Source organism: Streptomyces chromofuscus (assembly GCF_015160875.1).
Classification (GTDB): Bacteria; Actinomycetota; Actinomycetes; order Streptomycetales; family Streptomycetaceae; genus Streptomyces; species Streptomyces chromofuscus.
Genome location: NZ_CP063374.1, coordinates 3,348,304 through 3,365,102, shown reverse-complemented (window position 1 = coordinate 3,365,102; position 16,799 = coordinate 3,348,304). Strand labels below are relative to the sequence as shown.

The window sequence follows — 16,799 nt, the reverse complement described above, 5'->3', positions numbered from 1 at the left end:
GCTCCTCGGGAGGTTTCCTTGCACCGCCGTCGCCGCACCGCGCTCCTCCTGTCCGCCGCGATCGCCGCGGCGCCCGCCCTGACCGCCTGCGGAAACGAAGCGCACCCGGGCGCGGCGGCCGTCGTCGGCGGCCAGCGGATCACCGTGGCTCAACTGGAGACCCGGGTCAACGAGGTGCGCGAGGCGCAGCGGGCGGCGGTGGGCGACGAGGCGCAGTACGCGCAGGTGGTCGCCAAGACCGGCACGCTGACCCGTGACACCCTGCACGGCATGGTCCTCGACCGGGTGCTCCACCGCGCCGCCGAGGACGCCGGCATCTCCGTCAGCCGCAAGGAGGTCCAGGAGATGCGCGACGGGCTGCAGGAGCAGGTCGGCGGGGCGAAGGCGCTGGAGACGACCTGGTTGCAGCAGTACGGCGTGGCTCCGCAGCGCCTGGAGGAGAACCTCCGCCTCCAGCTGGAGGCCCAGAAGCTCGCCGCGAAGCTCGGCACGGACACCAGCCAGCCGGCCTTCTGGAAGGCCCTCTCCGACGCGTCCGCGAAGCTGAACGTCGACCTCAACCCGCGCTACGGCAGCTGGGACGTCCAGAAGAGCAGCCGCGTGGACGCCAAGACGCCGTGGGTGCGGGAGATCACGGGGCAGGGGCAGCAGACGGCGTAGCGGCGTGGTGGGCGCCGCGGCGGAGTCGTGGCCCGGCCGCACGGCTCACCCGTAGCCACAGTCCAGCCGTGACCCGGTCGGCGCCGCAGCAGTCCAGCCCCAGTCACAGTCCAGCCGTATCCCTGTCGGCGCCGCAGCAGTCCAGCGGCAGCGGCGCCCCGCTGCGGCACTCGCTCGGCGTTCATCCGATGATCACAAGCCCGCCTGTGGACAACTCGCGGGCTTGTCGGCCGCGTGGGTTACGTTCGGATCGTGAACGCAACCAGCTTCGACAGCGCCTCCGAGGCCGGTCATGGCAGGGCCACGCACCCCGAGACCGGCGCCGGCGCCCCCGATCCCGGCCGTATCGTCCTGCTCACCACCAGCCACCGCGTCGCCCCCGGCCTGCTCTCCTGGCCCGCGTGGCAGGCGCTGCACGCCGCCGACCGCGTGCTGTGCGCGGACGGGGCGCACCCGCAGCTGCCGTATCTGCGGGAAGCGGGGATACCGGTCGAGGAGGCGTCCCCGGCCGCCGAGGAGCTGATCGACGAGTGCACCGGGGGGCGGACCGTGGTCGTCGTCGCCACCGGCGAGGGCGAGCCTGCCCTGACGGACGGCCTGGCACGCCTCGCCGGCAGCGGACGGTTGCGGATGCCGGAGCTGGAGCTGCTCCCGGCCTCCTACGACCTGCCCGGCGCCCGCCTCCTCGACCTCGTCCAGGTCATGGACCGCATCCGCGCCGAATGCCCCTGGTCGTCCCGCCAGACCCACCAGGGCCTGGCGAAGTACGGCATCGAGGAGGCGTACGAACTCGTCGAGGCGATCGAGGACGGCGACCGTGACGAACTCCGCGAGGAACTGGGCGACGTCCTGCTCCAGGTCGTCTTCCACGCCCGGATAGCCGAGGAGGACCCGGACGCCCCGTTCTCCATCGACGACGTCGCCGCCACCATCGTCGCCAAGCTCATCCACCGCCACCCGCACGTCTTCGGCGAGGAGACCGCCTCCACCCCCGAGGAGGTCAAGGAACACTGGCTGCGCACCAAGGCCCAGGAGAAGCGGCGGACCTCGGTGACCGAGGGCATCCCGCTGCACCAGCCCGGCCTGGCCCTCGCGGCGAAGCTGGCGTCCCGGGTACGCACCGCGGGGCTGGACGTGCCGCCCCCGCCCGGCGAGGGCATCGGGTACGAGCTGCTGACGCTGGCGATACGCGCCGAGGCGGAGGGCGTGGACCCGGAGGCGGCACTGCGTGCGGCGGCCCGCGCCTATCGGGACGCCGTACGGGCTGCGGAGGAGGTCGGCGCGTAGCACCGTGCGGCACCGGAGCCGTAGCGGGCGGGCGCGAGGCCTGAGCGTCGCCGCGGGCCAGGGGCTGGCCGACCCAGGCATGCGCTCCCTCCGGCGAGCGAAGGCCTGTCGGGCACGGTCGCACTGCTCGCCCGGCAGCTGATGCTAGTCCTCGACGGGGCGAGCGCCCGGTCCGGGGCGCGGGTGGAGGCGCTGGACGACGGTTTGGCGACGGCCGATCGCCGCGCTGCCGGAGGCGGTCGACGTCCGGTAGCGCGAGGCGGCGGACAGGGGCCCGCCCGCCGCCCGGAAACCCCTCGGCGGGCAGCCCGTGGCTGCGGATACCGTCAAGGGGTGACCGACCAGCAGTACCCCGACACGCCCGCGCCGGCTGCCACGCCTGCGCCAACACCGGCGCCCGAACTCTTCACCTGGGAGTTCGCGACCGACCCGTACCCCGCCTACGCCTGGCTCCGCGAACACGCCCCCGTGCGCAGGACGAGGCTGCCCAGCGGGGTGGAGGCCTGGCTGGTCACCCGTTACGCCGATGCCAAGCAGGCCCTCGCCGACCAGCGGCTGTCGAAGAATCCCGCGCACCACGACGAGCCCGCGCACGCCAAGGGCAAGACGGGCATCCCGGGTGAGCGCAAGGCCGAGTTGATGACGCATCTGCTCAACATCGACCCGCCGGACCACACTCGGCTGCGCAGGCTCGTCTCGAAGGCGTTCACCCCGCGCCGCGTCGCCGAGTTCGCGCCGCGCGTGCAGGAGCTCACCGACGACCTCATCGACCGGTTCGCCCGCACCGGCTCCGCCGATCTCATCCACGAGTTCGCCTTCCCGCTGCCCATCTACGCCATCTGCGACATGCTCGGCGTCCCGCGCGAGGACCAGGACGACTTCAGGGACTGGGCCGGCATGATGATCCGGCACGGAAGCCAGGCAGCCGGCGGCCGAAGCACGTCGTCCGCCGAGGGCGGCGGGAAGCGGACGGGCAGCCCTCGGGGCGGCGTCGCGCGGTCGGTGAAAATGATGCGCGGTTACCTCTCCGAGCTGATCCACCGCAAGCGCGAGTCCCTCCCCGCCGAACCCGGCCCCGGCGAGGACCTCATCTCCGGCCTGATCCGCGCCTCCGACCACGGGGAGCACCTCACCGAGAAAGAGGCCGCGGCCATGGCCTTCATCCTGCTGTTCGCCGGGTTCGAGACCACCGTCAACCTCATCGGCAACGGCACTTACGCGCTGCTCACCCACCCCGGCCAGCGCAGCCGCCTCCAGCAGTCCCTCGCCCGCGGCGAACGCGCCCTGCTGGAGACCGGCGTCGAGGAACTCCTGCGCTACGACGGCCCCGTGGAACTCGCCACCTGGCGGTTCGCCACGCAGCCGCTCACCATCGGCGGACAGGACATCGCACCCGGCGACCCCGTCCTCGTCGTGCTCGCCGCCGCCGACCGGGACCCGGAGCGGTTCGCGGACCCGGACACCCTCGACCTCGCCCGCCGCGACAACCAGCACCTGGGCTACGGCCACGGCATCCACTACTGCCTCGGCGCGCCCCTCGCCCGGCTGGAGGGCCAGACCGCGCTGGCCACCCTTCTCACCCGCCTCCCGGACCTGAGACTCGCGGTGGATCCGGCGGAACTGCGCTGGCGTGGCGGGCTCATCATGCGGGGTCTGCGAACACTGCCGGTGGAGTTCACGCCCGTTCCGTAGCCGGGCGGTACAAGCGGGCGGTACAGGCCGGAGGTACCATCCGACGGTCAAGAGGGCGGCACCAGCGCGAACGTGACACGCGTTCAACTCTGTGATGTTCACGTGATCTGTGCGGCATTAACTTGTGACAAGTGATCGACTGCCGATACGTTCACGCCATCAGCGTGACGGCTGTCATCGGCCGCCGCGCTGGTCCCTGTTGTCTTGCGAAAGGTCCCCGCATGCTTTCCGGGAACGGTCGTCACCGTCGCCCCCGCCAGGCGCCCGCCCTTGTCGTCGCGGCCGGGGTGACCGGCTCCGCCATCGCCATCCCCCTTCTCGGCGCCACCGGCGCGAGCGCGGCCAGCGGGACGACCTGGGACCGGGTCGCCGAGTGCGAGACCGGCGGCTCCTGGAGCGCCGACACGGGCAACGGGTACTACGGCGGGCTGCAACTCTCCCAGGACGACTGGGAGAAGTACGGCGGCCTCACCTACGCGGCGAGAGCGGACCAGGCCAGCCGTTCGCAGCAGATCGCCGTGGCCGAGAAGGTCCTCGCGGACCAGGGTGTCGGCGCGTGGGCGACCTGCGGTCCGCTCGTGGGGCTCGACACCGACTCCGAGGCGGCTGTGGTCGACACGGGCGTGGCCGGTGACGCGTCGAGTACGCCGGTGGGTACGATATCGGGCGGTTCGGGAAGTCTGTCCAACTCGCTTGGCTTGTCCCATTCATCCGGTGGCGCCCGCTCCGGCGACATCGACGGCGCGTCGGGCCGCTCCAGCGGTTCGAACGGCTCGAATGGATCCAACAAGTCCAATAGGCCCACGGATTCCGCCACATCCACTGATTCCGGCGAATCCGCCAAATCCACCCCTTCCGCCGGCTCCATCACCTCCAGGCCTTCCCACTCCATCCCCTCCTCCGGTTCCGCCGAATCGCCCGGGGCGGGTCAATCGCCGACGGAATCGGGCAAATCCCCGAAAAGCTCGCCGTCTTCAGGGCTGTCGTGGAGCACGCCGAACAGGTCCAGCCTCACCGACACGGGCTCCCTCGGCACCGGCAAGCACCGCGGGAGCAGTGCGAACGAGGAGCCGGCCGGCGGCCGGGGCGCCGAATCGACCGGGCGGCACGCCTCGCGTGACGGTGCCACCCCCCGTGCGGCCGCCGGCGGTTCGTACACGGTCCAGGAGGGCGACAGTCTCTCGGGGATCGCCGACTCCCTTGGCGTGCACGGCGGATGGTCCGCGCTCTACGCCGGGAACAAGGACTCCCTCGGCACCGACCCCGACCTCATCCGGCCCGGTCAGACGCTGGAGGTAAGGGGCGAAACGGGCGGAAAGTAGACCAGAGGGCGAGCCGGAGGGCGGCTCGGAAACGGCCCGGGAGCAGCGGGAGTTCACGTCACACTTCGAGCCGAATGTCCGGTTTGGCGAAAGTGTGGGATGAGTCTCAGAAGCCCTGATCGTCTTTGAAATTCCGCCGATCGCCTGTCTACGGTCATGACCGCTCGCCAATGCGAGCCCCGGCAGCCGTAACGCCGAATCCTGCCAGCGGCCGCCCGGGAACAGTCGTCGCGTCAAGCGCCGTAGGCAGGAGCGGGGGACCCAAGGTAAGTGCCGGGTCCGGCAGTTGAGGAGACTCAGCGCCGGAACCGGCTCGGGGTGAAGCCGCGCCTCCCACGGAGGTGTGGCCGGGCAACTCAACCGGCCCGAACCCGACAGCTCACCTCGCAGGCGTCGGTGAGGGGACCCAACCATGCTGTTTTCCGGCAAGGGCAAGCACCGTCGTCCGTCCAAGACCGTTCGCGCCATCGCCGCCGTCGGCGTCACCGGCGCCGCCGCCGTCGCCGCGCCGCTGATGGCGGCCGGCAGCGCCTCCGCCGCGACCGCCGCCGAGTGGGACGCCGTCGCCCAGTGCGAGTCCGGCGGCAACTGGTCCATCAACACCGGTAACGGCTACTACGGCGGTCTGCAGTTCTCCGCCTCGACGTGGGCCGCGTACGGCGGTACCCAGTACGCCGCCACGGCCGACCAGGCCTCCAAGGAGCAGCAGATCCAGATCGCCGAGAAGGTGCTCGCGGGTCAGGGCAAGGGCGCCTGGCCGGTCTGCGGCACGGGCCTGTCGAACGCCACCTACACCGGCGGCGGCTCCACCGACAGCGGCTCCTCGCAGAGCACCGAGCAGAGCGCCGAGACCAGCACGCGTGCGACCGAGCAGCAGTCGGCCTCCCGTTCGCAGGAGCGCCCGGCCGCCAAGGAGACGGTCACCACGCCGACCGGTCAGAAGGTCGAGAAGGGCGACGGCGAGTACAAGGTCGTCGAGGGCGACACCCTCAGCACCATCGCCGCCGAGCACGACGTCGAGGGCGGCTGGGAGAAGCTGTTCCAGCTGAACAAGGACATCGTCGACGACGCCGACCTCATCTTCCCGGGTCAGCAGCTGCACCTGAAGTAAGAGGGGTTTCGCAGCAGACCCACAGCGCCCTCACATGAGGGGCCGCCATGCTGGAGGCCCCGAGAGGCTCCCGTGAGGGCTACCCCCCGTCCCCACGGGTCCCCCGCCCCGGTGCGTGTTCCCCCGCACGCGCCGGGGCGGGGCTTTTCGCGTCACCGGCTCACTCGTCCGCTACGCGCCCGCTCAGGTCTCCGTCGAAGCCTGCTGTCGTCGCCGAGGCCCTTCGCCGCCACCTGACGTCTCCCGTCGAAGCCTCTGCCGTCACCGATGCCTCTGCGCCCGTTGGCGGCCTCTGTCGCCACCGGCGCGTCTTGCGCCCGTCGGCGTCCTCTGCCGTCAATCGGCGCCTCTTGCGCCCACCGGCGTCATCCGCCGGAGCCCGCTGCCCCCGCCCGACGCCCTCCGCGCCCCCACCGGCGTCTCCTGCCGACGCCTCCTCCTCCACCGACGCCCTCCGCCGCCACCGGCATCTCCCGCCGCCACATGCGCCTCCCGCCGACGCCCCACCCCGTCGCCGCCGCGGTCGACGCCCCCACCGTCGGCGCCCCTCACCACCGACGCCCGCCCTCCCCATCACCTCTTCGTGCCGCCCACTTGTGACCCCGTCTTTGTTCCGTTCGGAAACAATTTACTCTCGGTTCCGTCCATGAGGTGGGCGACCGGCTGGCCGATCGCACGGAGCCGGTTAGGCTCGTCTCGCAGAGCCGCTGCGGTCCTGCTAAACCGCGTCACATCCACGAAGGAGATGCTCGTGCCGTCCATCGACGTCGTCGTAGCCCGGGAAATCCTGGACTCCCGAGGCAACCCCACGGTCGAGGTCGAGGTCGGCCTCGACGACGGCAGCACGGGTCGTGCCGCCGTTCCGTCCGGCGCTTCCACCGGCGCCTTCGAGGCCATCGAGCTCCGCGACGGCGACCCCAACCGCTACCTCGGCAAGGGCGTCGAGAAGGCCGTCCTCGCCGTCATCGAGCAGATCGGCCCTGAGCTGGTCGGCTACGACGCCACCGAGCAGCGCCTGATCGACCAGGCGATGTTCGACCTGGACGCCACCGACAACAAGGGCTCCCTCGGCGCCAACGCCATCCTCGGCGTCTCGCTCGCCGTCGCCCACGCCGCCTCCGAGGCCAGCGACCTGCCGCTGTTCCGCTACCTGGGCGGCCCGAACGCGCACCTGCTGCCGGTGCCGATGATGAACATCCTGAACGGCGGCTCGCACGCCGACTCCAACGTGGACATCCAGGAGTTCATGATCGCCCCGATCGGCGCGGAGTCCTTCTCCGAGGCGCTGCGCTGGGGCGCCGAGGTCTACCACACCCTGAAGAAGGTCCTGAAGAACAAGGGCCTGTCCACCGGCCTCGGCGACGAGGGCGGCTTCGCCCCCAACCTCGGCTCCAACCGCGAGGCCCTCGACCTCATCCTCGAGGCCATCAAGGAGGCCGGCTACGCCCCCGGCGAGCAGATCGCCCTCGCCCTCGACGTGGCCGCGTCCGAGTTCTACAAGGACGGCTCCTACGTCTTCGAGGGCAAGGAGCGCTCGGCCGCCGAGATGACCGAGTACTACGCCGAGCTGGTCGCGGCGTACCCGCTGGTCTCCATCGAGGACCCGCTGTTCGAGGACGACTGGGAGGGCTGGAAGACCATCACCGCCAAGCTCGGTGACAAGGTCCAGCTCGTCGGCGACGACCTGTTCGTCACCAACCCGGAGCGTCTGGCCCGGGGCATCGAGGAGGGCGCGGGCAACGCGCTGCTCGTCAAGGTCAACCAGATCGGCTCGCTGACCGAGACCCTGGACGCCGTGGAGCTGGCCCAGCGCAACGGCTTCAAGTGCATGATGTCCCACCGCTCCGGCGAGACCGAGGACGTCACCATCGCCGACCTCGCCGTCGCCACCAACTGCGGCCAGATCAAGACCGGCGCCCCGGCCCGCTCCGAGCGCGTCGCCAAGTACAACCAGCTGCTGCGCATCGAGGAGATCCTCGACGACGCCGCGGTGTACGCCGGCCGCAGCGCCTTCCCGCGCTTCAAGGGCTGAGCGCCTTCGAGGGCTGAACTCCTGCGAAGGGCCAAAGCGCCTTCGACGGCCGAGTGACGCCCTCGTAGGAAGCGTCGTACGTACGTCCCCGCACCCGGTCCCGTACCGTGTGCGGGGACGTACGCGCGTGTGCACACGCAGGCATGGGGAGGCGAGAGCCAGATGGCCGTGAAGGAACGCGACCGTTTCTCCACCGCGACCAGGATCCGGCTGCTCGGTGAGCAGACCGCGGCGCGCGTCTACCGCTCGCAGACCCGCCGCCAGGCCCGCCGCTCCCGGCTCACCGGCCGCGCGGCCCTGCTCGCCCTCGTCGTCTGCTCACTGGTCGTCGCGCTCGCCTACCCGATAAGGCAGTACGTCGCCCAGCGCGCCGAGATCACCGACCTCCAGCGGCAGAAGGAGCAGGCCCGGGAGCGGGTCGAGGAACTGCGCGACCTCAAGGCGCGTTGGCAGGACGACGCGTACGCGGAGCAGCAGATCCGTGAGCGGCTGCACTACGTGATGCCGGGGGAGACCGGTTACGTCGTGATCGACCCGGACGCGGCCAGGCAGTCCCGCGCCGACCAGGGCGCGGCCGACCGCCCCTGGTACGCGAACGTCTGGGACGGGGTCGACAAGTCGGACGCCGCCGACGGCTGACCCGGACGCCCCGCACGCGCGTACCGGACGTCCCCTCCGTGCACGCACCGGACGTCCCCTTCAGATACGTACAGAGAGACAGGTCATGGAAACGCCCCCGCCGCCCACCCCGCGCACCGAGCCCACCGACGCGGACGTCGAGGCCTTCAAGCAGCAGCTCGGGCGGCCCCCGCGCGGTCTGCGCGCGATCGCGCACCGGTGCCCGTGCGGGCAGCCGGACGTCGTGGAGACGGCCCCGCGGCTGCCCGACGGCACGCCCTTCCCGACGCTGTACTACCTGACGTGCCCGCGGGCCTCGTCGGCCATCGGCACCCTGGAGGCCGAGGGCGTGATGAAGGAGATGACGGCCCGGCTGGAGACCGACCCGGAGCTTGCCGCCGCCTACCGCGCCGCGCACGAGGACTACGTCCGGCGCCGGGACGAGATCGAGGAGCTGAAGGGCTTCCCGAGCGCGGGCGGCATGCCGGACCGGGTGAAGTGCCTGCACGTGCTCGTGGCGCACAGCCTGGCCGCCGGACCGGGTGTGAACCCGCTCGGCGACGAGGCCCTGGCCCTGCTGCCGGAGTGGTGGCGCAAGGGCGCGTGCGTGACCGTGGCGAACGAGGAGGACGACCAGTGACCCGCGTGGCCGCCATCGACTGCGGTACGAACTCCATCCGGCTCCTCGTGGCCGACGCCGACCCCGCGACGGGCGAACTGGTCGACCTGGACCGCCGGATGACCATCGTGCGGCTCGGCCAGGGCGTCGACCGCACCGGGCGCCTGGCCCCCGAGGCGCTGGAGCGGACCTTCGCGGCCTGCCGTGAGTACGCCGCGATCATCGAGCGGCACGGTGCGGAACGGGTCCGCTTCGTCGCCACATCCGCCTCCCGGGACGCCGAGAACCGCGACGACTTCGTGCGCGGGGTCGTGGACATCCTCGGTGTCGAGCCCGAGGTCATCACCGGGGACGAGGAGGCCGAGCTCTCCTTCACCGGCGCGACGAAGGAGCTGACGGGGCGGACGGATCTGCACCGGCCCTACCTCGTGGTGGACATCGGCGGCGGTTCGACCGAGTTCGTCGTCGGTGAGGACCACGTCCACGCGGCGCGCTCGGTGGACGTCGGCTGCGTCCGGATGACCGAACGGCACCTGGTCAGCGGCGGGACGGTGTCCGACCCGCCGACGGAGCGGCAGATCGCGGCGATGCGGGCCGACATCGAGGCCGCCCTCGACCTGGCCGAGGAGAAGGTCCCGCTGCGCGAGGCGCGCACCCTGGTCGGCCTGGCCGGCTCGGTCACGACGGTGTCGGCGATCGCGCAGGACCTGCCCGAGTACGACTCCGCCGCGATCCACCACTCGCGCATCTCCTACGACCGGGTCCGGGAGATCACCGACTGGCTGCTGCACTCCACCCACGCCGAGCGCGCGGCCGTGCCGTCCATGCACCCCGGGCGCGTCGACGTGATCGCCGCCGGGGCCCTCGTACTCCTGTCGATCATGGAGCGGATCGGCGCCGAGGAGGTCGTCGTGAGCGAGCACGACATCCTCGACGGGATCGCTTGGAGTTGCGCCTCCACCGAGTGACCTTGGTGCGCGATCCTCGACGGCATCGCGTTCGCCGCCGCGGCGAGCGGGTGACGGAGCGGAAGCGGAGGAACGCGGCCCGACCCGCCGTGAACACGGAACGGCCCCGATCTCTCGCGGTGAGGAACCGGGGCCGTTCGTCCTGGCCCGCGCGGGCCGTCCGTCAGTTGCAGAGGAGGACGATGACGCCGCTGCACTCCTCGTCGCCGCCTCCGTAACTGCTGTGAGCCGGGCTCGACTGGACGGCCGTGGCCTGCGTGGTGACGTGGTGAACGGGCGTGACCGCGGCAGCGGATGCGGCCGTCACCACTCCCACGCCAAGGGCGATGCCCAGGGCAGCGCCGACCGAGACTATTCGCGAGGTGGCCCGCTGGAGGGCCTTCCGTGAGGTGATCATGCCTGCACGCTATGCACGCTTCTGCCGGATTTCGCGCGGAGTGTGGCTACCGGGTGACGGGGCGCGCGGCCGGTCCCCGGGGCGCCGTCCCCGGGGTGGTCCGGGTCTCGTCAGCCACCGATCGCCGGCTGTCGGCTGAGCAGGTCGGCCGACGTTTGAGCGTCACCGGAGAGGGTTCCTGACCCCTCGCCCCGTCCCTCCGGGCGCCCGCTCGAGAAAGTTCGTGAAGTTCTTCACAAGGAATTCGGTCCCGTGACGGTGAGGACGGCGGCCGGTTGGTCGGTCGGAGGGGCGAGCGGGTCTTTGAACGTGTTCATATGGGTGCCGTGCGGAGCAGGTGAAGGCCCTCACCGAAGGGTGTTCCCGTCGGCGCACAGAGGCTTTTTCGGGGCAGAGGGGCAGCTCACGCGGCATTGACAACGGGTCGTATCGCCCCGCGGTTCCCGGAAGTGACCATGACGTGGGTCACGCGGGCCGGGGAGTGTAGCACAGGGCCTGGAAAAGCTTGTGAAGGGGCGCACGAGCGTCCCCCCCGAGGCGGGTGGATACTCGATGGCATGAGCACCACGGAGCGTCCCAGGATCCTCGTAGTAGGCGGTGGGTACGTAGGCCTGTACGCGGCTCGGCGCATCCTGAAGAAGATGCGCTACGGCGAGGCGACCGTCACGGTCGTCGACCCGCGGTCGTACATGACCTACCAGCCCTTCCTCCCCGAAACCGCCGCCGGCAACATCTCCCCGCGCCACGTCGTCGTCCCGCTGCGACGCGTGCTGCCCAAGGCGGAGGTCCTCACCGGCCGGGTCACCACCATCGACCAGGACCGCAAGGTCGCCACCATCGCCCCGCTGGTCGGCGAGGCGTACGAGCTGCCCTTCGACTACCTCGTCGTCGCGCTCGGCGCGGTCTCCCGCACCTTCCCGATCCCCGGCCTCGCCGAGCAGGGCATCGGCATGAAGGGCATCGAGGAGGCCATCGGCCTGCGCAACCACGTCCTCGAGCAGCTCGACAAGGCCGACTCCACGACCGACGAGGAGATCCGCCGCAAGGCGCTCACCTTCGTCTTCATCGGCGGCGGCTTCGCCGGTGCGGAGACCATCGGTGAGGTCGAGGACATGGCCCGGGACGCGGCCAAGTACTACAAGAACGTGTCCCGTGAGGACATGCGGTTCATCCTCGTCGACGCCGCCGACAAGATCCTTCCCGAGGTCGGGCCCAAGCTCGGCACGTACGGCAAGGAGCACCTGGAGAGCCGGGGCGTGGAGGTCTACCTCTCCACCTCCATGGACTCCTGCGTCGACGGCCACGTGGTGCTGAAGAACGGCCTCGAGGTCGACGCCAACACGATCGTCTGGACGGCGGGCGTCAAGCCGAACCCGGCGCTGTCCCGTTACGGCCTCCCGCTCGGCCCCCGCGGTCACATCGACTGCGAGCCGACGCTCCAGGTCAAGGGCACGGACTACATCTGGGCCGCGGGCGACAACGCCCAGGTGCCCGACCTCGCCGCCCGCAAGGCCGGCGTGGAGAACGCCTGGTGCCCGCCGAACGCCCAGCACGCGCTGCGCCAGGCCAAGGTGCTCGGCGACAACGTGGTGTCCGGGATGCGGGGCTTCCCGCAGAAGGACTACAGCCACGCCAACAAGGGCGCGGTGGCGGGCCTCGGCCTGCACAAGGGCGTGGCGATGATCGTCATGGGCAAGATGAAGATCAAGCTCAAGGGCCGTCTCGCCTGGTACATGCACCGTGGCTACCACGGGATGGCGATGCCGACCTTCAACCGCAAGATCCGCGTCTTCGCCGACTGGACGCTCGGCATGTTCCTCAAGCGCGAGGTCGTCGCGCTCGGCGCGCTGGAGTCCCCGCGCGAGGAGTTCTACGAGGCGGCCAAGCCCGCGCCGGTCGCCGCCGCGAGCAGGACCGAGGAGAAGGCGAAGGCCTCCTGACGGTCGCCGCCCGCTGAGCCAACCGAGGGACCTCCCGCCATCCGTGGTGCGGGAGGTCCTTCGGCGTTCCCGCGCGCGGTCGGCCGTCGGCGGGCCGAGCCGGTCGTCCAGGGCCGGCCGGTCGTCCAGGGGTGGGCCGAGTGGGTTTTGCTCAGACATGACGCGAACAGGGGACTGCGGTCCGGCCCCGCAGGTGTTTACGTGGTGGGGGATCACCGTCACGGAGGTGTGCGCCATGGCTGACGCCGCGTCGCGGCTGAAGGGCCTGCTCGAGCAGGTGCTGGGAACTCCCGTCCCGGTGCGTATCCGCGCCTGGGACGGTTCGCAGGCGGGTCCGCCGGGTGCGCCGGTGCTCGTCGTGCGCAACCGGCGCGCCCTGCGCCGGCTGTTGTGGAAGCCGGGTGAACTGGGCCTCGCCCGCGCCTGGGTGGCCGGGGACGTCGATGTCGAGGGAGACCTCTACACCGCCCTCGGTCTGCTCTCCGGCCTGATCTGGGAGCGTGACGAGGACGCCCGTGGCCTCGGCGAGGCCCTGCGGGACCCCGAGGTACGCGCCGCCGTCCGGGGCCTGGTGCGGCTGGCCGGGCCCTCGCTGCCGCCCGCCCCGCCCCGCGAGGAGATGCGCAGAGCCCGCCGGCAACTGCACACCAAGCGCAGCGACCGACGCGCCATCAGCCACCACTACGACGTCGGCAACGACTTCTACGAGATCGTCCTCGGCCCGTCCATGGTGTACTCCTGCGCCTACTGGTCCGGCCCGGACAGCACCCTCGAGACCGCCCAGCACGACAAACTGGAACTCGTCTGCCGCAAGCTCGGCCTGACCCCCGGTCAGCGCCTGCTGGACGTCGGCTGCGGCTGGGGCTCCATGGCCATCCACGCCGCCCGCGAGCACGGCGTGAGCGTCGTCGGCATCACGCTCTCCCAGGAGCAGGCCGCGTACGCCCGCAAGCGCGTCGCGGACCAGGGCCTGACCGACCGGGTGGAGATCCGGGTGCAGGACTACCGGGACGTCACCGACGGGCCGTACGACGCGATCTCGTCCATCGGGATGGCCGAGCACGTCGGCGCGGAGCGCTACCTGGAGTACGCCCAGGACCTGCACCGGCTGCTCCGGCCGGGCGGACGGCTGCTGAACCACCAGATCGCGCGGCGGCCGCAGCGCGACGAGTCCACCTACCAGGTGGACGACTTCATCGACGCCTACGTCTTCCCGGACGGTGAACTCGCCCCCGTCGGCAGCACCGTCACCCAGCTCGAGCGCGCCGGCTTCGAGGTGCGCGACGTGGAGTCGATCCGCGAGCACTACGCCCTCACCCTGCGCCGCTGGGTCGCCGGCCTGGAGGCCGACTGGGCCCGCGCCGTCCGGCTGACCAGCCCCGGCCGCGCCCGCGTCTGGCGGCTGTACATGGCCGCCTCGGCGCTGTCCTTCGAGCGCAACCGCATCGGCGTCAACCAGGTCCTGGCCGTGCGGACCCCCGACTCCGGTGCCTCCGGAATGCCGCTGCGCTCACGCACCTGGAACACCTGAGCGACCGAGGGCCCCGCCTCCGGGAGGAGGCGGGGCCCTGAGCCGCTTGCGCCGTCGGTGTCTACTCCGACGTGATCGCCGCGAGCGTGTTCAGGCGCGCCGCCCGGCGGGCCGGCCACAGCGCCGCGAGCACGCCCACCGTCGCCGCCAGCAGCAGGAAGAGCGCCAACCGGGCCCACGGCAGGACCAGCTCGTACGTCGCCATCCTGGAGCCCAGCAGCTCGCCCGCCGCCCAACCGAAGAACACGCCAAGGCCGACGCCCAGCACCCCGCCGAACAGGGAGATCACCAGGGACTCCAGGCGGACCATGCGTTTGACGCTCCCGCGGTCCAGGCCGATCGCGCGCAGCATGCCGATCTCCTGCGAGCGTTCGAAGACCGACATCGCCAGGGTGTTGATGACACCGAGGACGGCCACGATCACCGCCATGGCCAGCAGGCCGTAGAGCATGTTCAGAACCAGCGTGAACGACTGCGCGATCTCGTTGGAGATGTCCTGCTTGTCCTGCACCTTGATCGCCGGGTTGGAGCCGAGGGCCTTCTCCAGCCTGTCCTTCGCCGCCTCGGAGGCCCCGTCGGCCGTCTTCACCATGACCTGCATGTCGGCCGGGCCGGTCTGGTGCGGGGCGAGGGTGGCGGTGTCCAGCATGATGCCGCGGATCATCTCGTTGCCCTGGTACACCCCGGTGACCGTCAGCCGCTGCTTCTCGCCGTCCTCATAGGCGACGGTGAAGCCCGACCCGGCCTTCCAGCCGTGGTCCTCGGCGGTGACGTCGTCCACGACGACGTCCGTGCCGCCCACCGTGAAGGAGCCGTCGACGAGCTCCAGTTCGGTCAGCTCGCCGATGGCGGAGCCGGTGACGCCGGTCAGGTACTCGGTCTCGCCGCCGATCCGGGAGGGCGCGTTGCGCAGCGGGCTGGTGGCGGTGACCCCGTCCACCCGCCGGAGCTTCTCGGCCACGTCCGGGGAGAGCGGGTGGTAGTTCGCCATGGAGACCACGTAGTCGGCCTCGATCGCCGCCGACGCCATCTTGTCGATCGACTTCTGCAGGCTGCTCGCCATCACCGTCATGCCGGTGATCAGCGTGAGGCCGATCATCAGCGCCGACGCGGTGGCGGCGGTGCGGCGCGGGTTGCGCACCGAGTTCTGCCGGGCGAGCTTGCCGGAGACGCCGAACACGCGCAGCACGGGCGTCGCGGCGGCGATCAGCGGCCGGGACAGCAGCGGCGTCAGGATGAACACGCCGATGATCAGCAGCACCGCGCCGAAGCCCATGGGGGCCTGCCCGTCCGTGCCGCCCATCGTCGTCGCCACGAGGACCACCGCGACGCCGGCCGCCGAGAACAGCGCGCCCAGCGTGTTGCGCAGCACCAGCGACTTGGTCGTCGCCTTGGCGTGCAGGCTGCTCATCGCCGCCACCGGCGGGATCTTCGCCGCGCGGCGGCCCGGGAGCCACGCCGCCAGCACCGTCACCAGGATGCCGACGGCGAGGGCCGCGGCCACCGTGCCCGGCGTGATCACGAGCGGGCCGTCCGGCACGGGAGCGTCGAGGCTGCCCATCAGGGAGCGCAGCCCGATGCCGATGCCGACGCCGGCGACCAGACCGACCACCGCGGCGATCGTGCCGACCACGACGGCCTCGATCAGCACGGACCGGGTCACCTGCCTGCGGGAGGCGCCGACCGCCCGCAGCAGCGCCAGTTCCCGGGTGCGCTGGGCGACGAGCATGGTGAAGGTGTTGGCGATGATGAACGTGCCGACGAACAGCGAGATGCCGGCGAACACCAGCAGGCCCTGCTTCAGCCCGCTCATGGAGGAGGCGATCACCTCGGCCTGGTCGTCGGCGAGCCGCCTGCCGGTCGTGGTCTCCACGGAGCCCTTCGGCAGTGCCTTGTCCAGCTGGGCCTTGAGTGCCGCCTGGGTGACGCCGGCCTTCGCCTTGACGTCGATCTCGTCGTAGGTGCCCGCCTTGCCGAACAGTGCCTGCGCGGTCGCCGTGTCGAACAGGGCCAGGCTGCCGCCGGCCGCGACGTTGCCGTCGTCGGTGGTGAAGACGCCGGTGATCTCGGGGGTGAGGACCGGGCCGTTCACCGACAGCCGCACGGTGTCGCCGACCTCGTAGCCGGTGCGCCGCGCGGTCTCGGCGTCGATGAGGATCTCGCCCTCGCCCTTCGGGGCGCGGCCGTCGACCAGCGGGTACCGGGGGTCCTTCGTGCCCCAGTAGTTGGCGCCCCGGGTGCCGAAGCCGTCGCCGACCAGCTTGCCGTCCTTGCCGGCGACGGCGGTGAAGCCCTGCACGACGCCGATCGCGGAGGCCGCGCCGGGCACCTGGGCGCTGCGGTCGAGCAGGGCGTCGGTCAGGTCGTGCCGCTTGCCGACCCGGTCGCCCTCGGCGTCCTGGAACTTCGGCGTGACAGCGACGTCGACCTGGTCGAAGCCCTTGGCGGCCTTGCTCTGGTAGGCCTCGGAGATGGTGTTGGTGAAGACCAGCGTCCCCGACACGAACGCCACGCCGAGCATCACGGCGAGCACGGTCATCAGGAGCCGGGCCTTGTGCGCGAGTACGTTGCGCAAGGCGGTGCGGAACATGGAAGTGTCAGTCCTGGGTGTGTGGGTGAGGG

At 71.3% G+C, this 16,799-nt stretch carries 13 protein-coding genes and 1 riboswitch; of the genes, 11 read left to right on the top strand and 2 right to left on the bottom strand.

Features of this window, described 5'->3' with window-relative positions; all coding sequences use genetic code 11:
- Positions 1 to 18 precede the first annotated feature (18 nt).
- From IPT68_RS15050 to IPT68_RS15010, 9 genes are all read left to right on the top strand, one after another.
- A complete protein-coding gene (locus IPT68_RS15050; protein ID WP_189700412.1) occupies positions 19 to 660 on the top strand; it encodes a SurA N-terminal domain-containing protein in 642 nt (213 codons plus the stop codon).
- Between the two features lie 252 nt (positions 661 to 912).
- A complete protein-coding gene (locus IPT68_RS15045) occupies positions 913 to 1,947 on the top strand; it encodes a nucleoside triphosphate pyrophosphohydrolase (RefSeq protein ID WP_228040467.1) in 1,035 nt (344 codons plus the stop codon).
- 333 nt (positions 1,948 to 2,280) lie between these two features.
- The gene (locus IPT68_RS15040) at positions 2,281 to 3,639 is read left to right on the top strand and encodes a cytochrome P450 family protein (RefSeq protein ID WP_189700410.1); all 1,359 of its coding nucleotides are present in this window, start codon (positions 2,281 to 2,283) and stop codon (positions 3,637 to 3,639) included.
- 221 nt (positions 3,640 to 3,860) lie between these two features.
- Positions 3,861 to 4,961 (top strand): LysM peptidoglycan-binding domain-containing protein, encoded by a 1,101-nt coding sequence (locus IPT68_RS15035; protein WP_189700490.1) that lies wholly within the window; start codon positions 3,861 to 3,863, stop codon positions 4,959 to 4,961.
- 228 nt (positions 4,962 to 5,189) lie between these two features.
- Positions 5,190 to 5,369, top strand: a riboswitch (cyclic di-AMP (ydaO/yuaA leader).
- A gap of 4 nt (positions 5,370 to 5,373) precedes the next feature.
- Positions 5,374 to 6,072 carry a LysM peptidoglycan-binding domain-containing protein gene (locus IPT68_RS15030; protein ID WP_189700409.1) on the top strand — a complete coding sequence of 233 codons (699 nt, stop codon included), beginning with the start codon at positions 5,374 to 5,376 and terminating at the stop codon, positions 6,070 to 6,072.
- A 751-nt stretch (positions 6,073 to 6,823) separates the two neighbouring features.
- The gene (gene eno, locus IPT68_RS15025) at positions 6,824 to 8,104 is read left to right on the top strand and encodes a phosphopyruvate hydratase (protein WP_189700408.1); all 1,281 of its coding nucleotides are present in this window, start codon (positions 6,824 to 6,826) and stop codon (positions 8,102 to 8,104) included.
- Between the two features lie 162 nt (positions 8,105 to 8,266).
- A complete protein-coding gene (locus IPT68_RS15020; protein WP_189700407.1) occupies positions 8,267 to 8,743 on the top strand; it encodes an FtsB family cell division protein in 477 nt (158 codons plus the stop codon).
- Positions 8,744 to 8,828: 85 nt separating this feature from the next.
- Complete coding sequence (locus IPT68_RS15015) at positions 8,829 to 9,362, top strand: DUF501 domain-containing protein (protein ID WP_189700406.1); 534 nt, start codon at positions 8,829 to 8,831, stop codon at positions 9,360 to 9,362.
- The gene (locus IPT68_RS15010; protein ID WP_189700405.1) at positions 9,359 to 10,309 is read left to right on the top strand and encodes a Ppx/GppA phosphatase family protein; all 951 of its coding nucleotides are present in this window, start codon (positions 9,359 to 9,361) and stop codon (positions 10,307 to 10,309) included. The genes IPT68_RS15015 and IPT68_RS15010 overlap by 4 nt, the downstream gene beginning before the upstream one ends.
- 163 nt (positions 10,310 to 10,472) lie before the next feature.
- On the opposite strand, the gene IPT68_RS15005 is transcribed toward IPT68_RS15010, so the two are convergent.
- A complete protein-coding gene (locus IPT68_RS15005) occupies positions 10,473 to 10,706 on the bottom strand; it encodes a hypothetical protein (RefSeq protein WP_189700404.1) in 234 nt (77 codons plus the stop codon).
- A 557-nt stretch (positions 10,707 to 11,263) separates the two neighbouring features.
- Here IPT68_RS15005 and IPT68_RS15000 point away from each other — a divergent pair.
- Together IPT68_RS15000 and IPT68_RS14995 are read left to right on the top strand one after the other, a co-directional pair.
- Positions 11,264 to 12,646: an NAD(P)/FAD-dependent oxidoreductase gene (locus tag IPT68_RS15000; protein WP_189700403.1), complete on the top strand. Its 1,383-nt coding sequence runs from the start codon at positions 11,264 to 11,266 to the stop codon at positions 12,644 to 12,646.
- A 235-nt stretch (positions 12,647 to 12,881) separates the two neighbouring features.
- On the top strand, positions 12,882 to 14,177 hold the full coding sequence (locus IPT68_RS14995) for an SAM-dependent methyltransferase (protein WP_194074093.1): 1,296 nt from the start codon (positions 12,882 to 12,884) through the stop codon (positions 14,175 to 14,177).
- Between the two features lie 61 nt (positions 14,178 to 14,238).
- On the opposite strand, the gene IPT68_RS14990 is transcribed toward IPT68_RS14995, so the two are convergent.
- A complete protein-coding gene (locus tag IPT68_RS14990; RefSeq protein ID WP_189700402.1) occupies positions 14,239 to 16,767 on the bottom strand; it encodes an ABC transporter permease in 2,529 nt (842 codons plus the stop codon).
- Between the last annotated feature and the right edge of the window lie 32 nt (positions 16,768 to 16,799).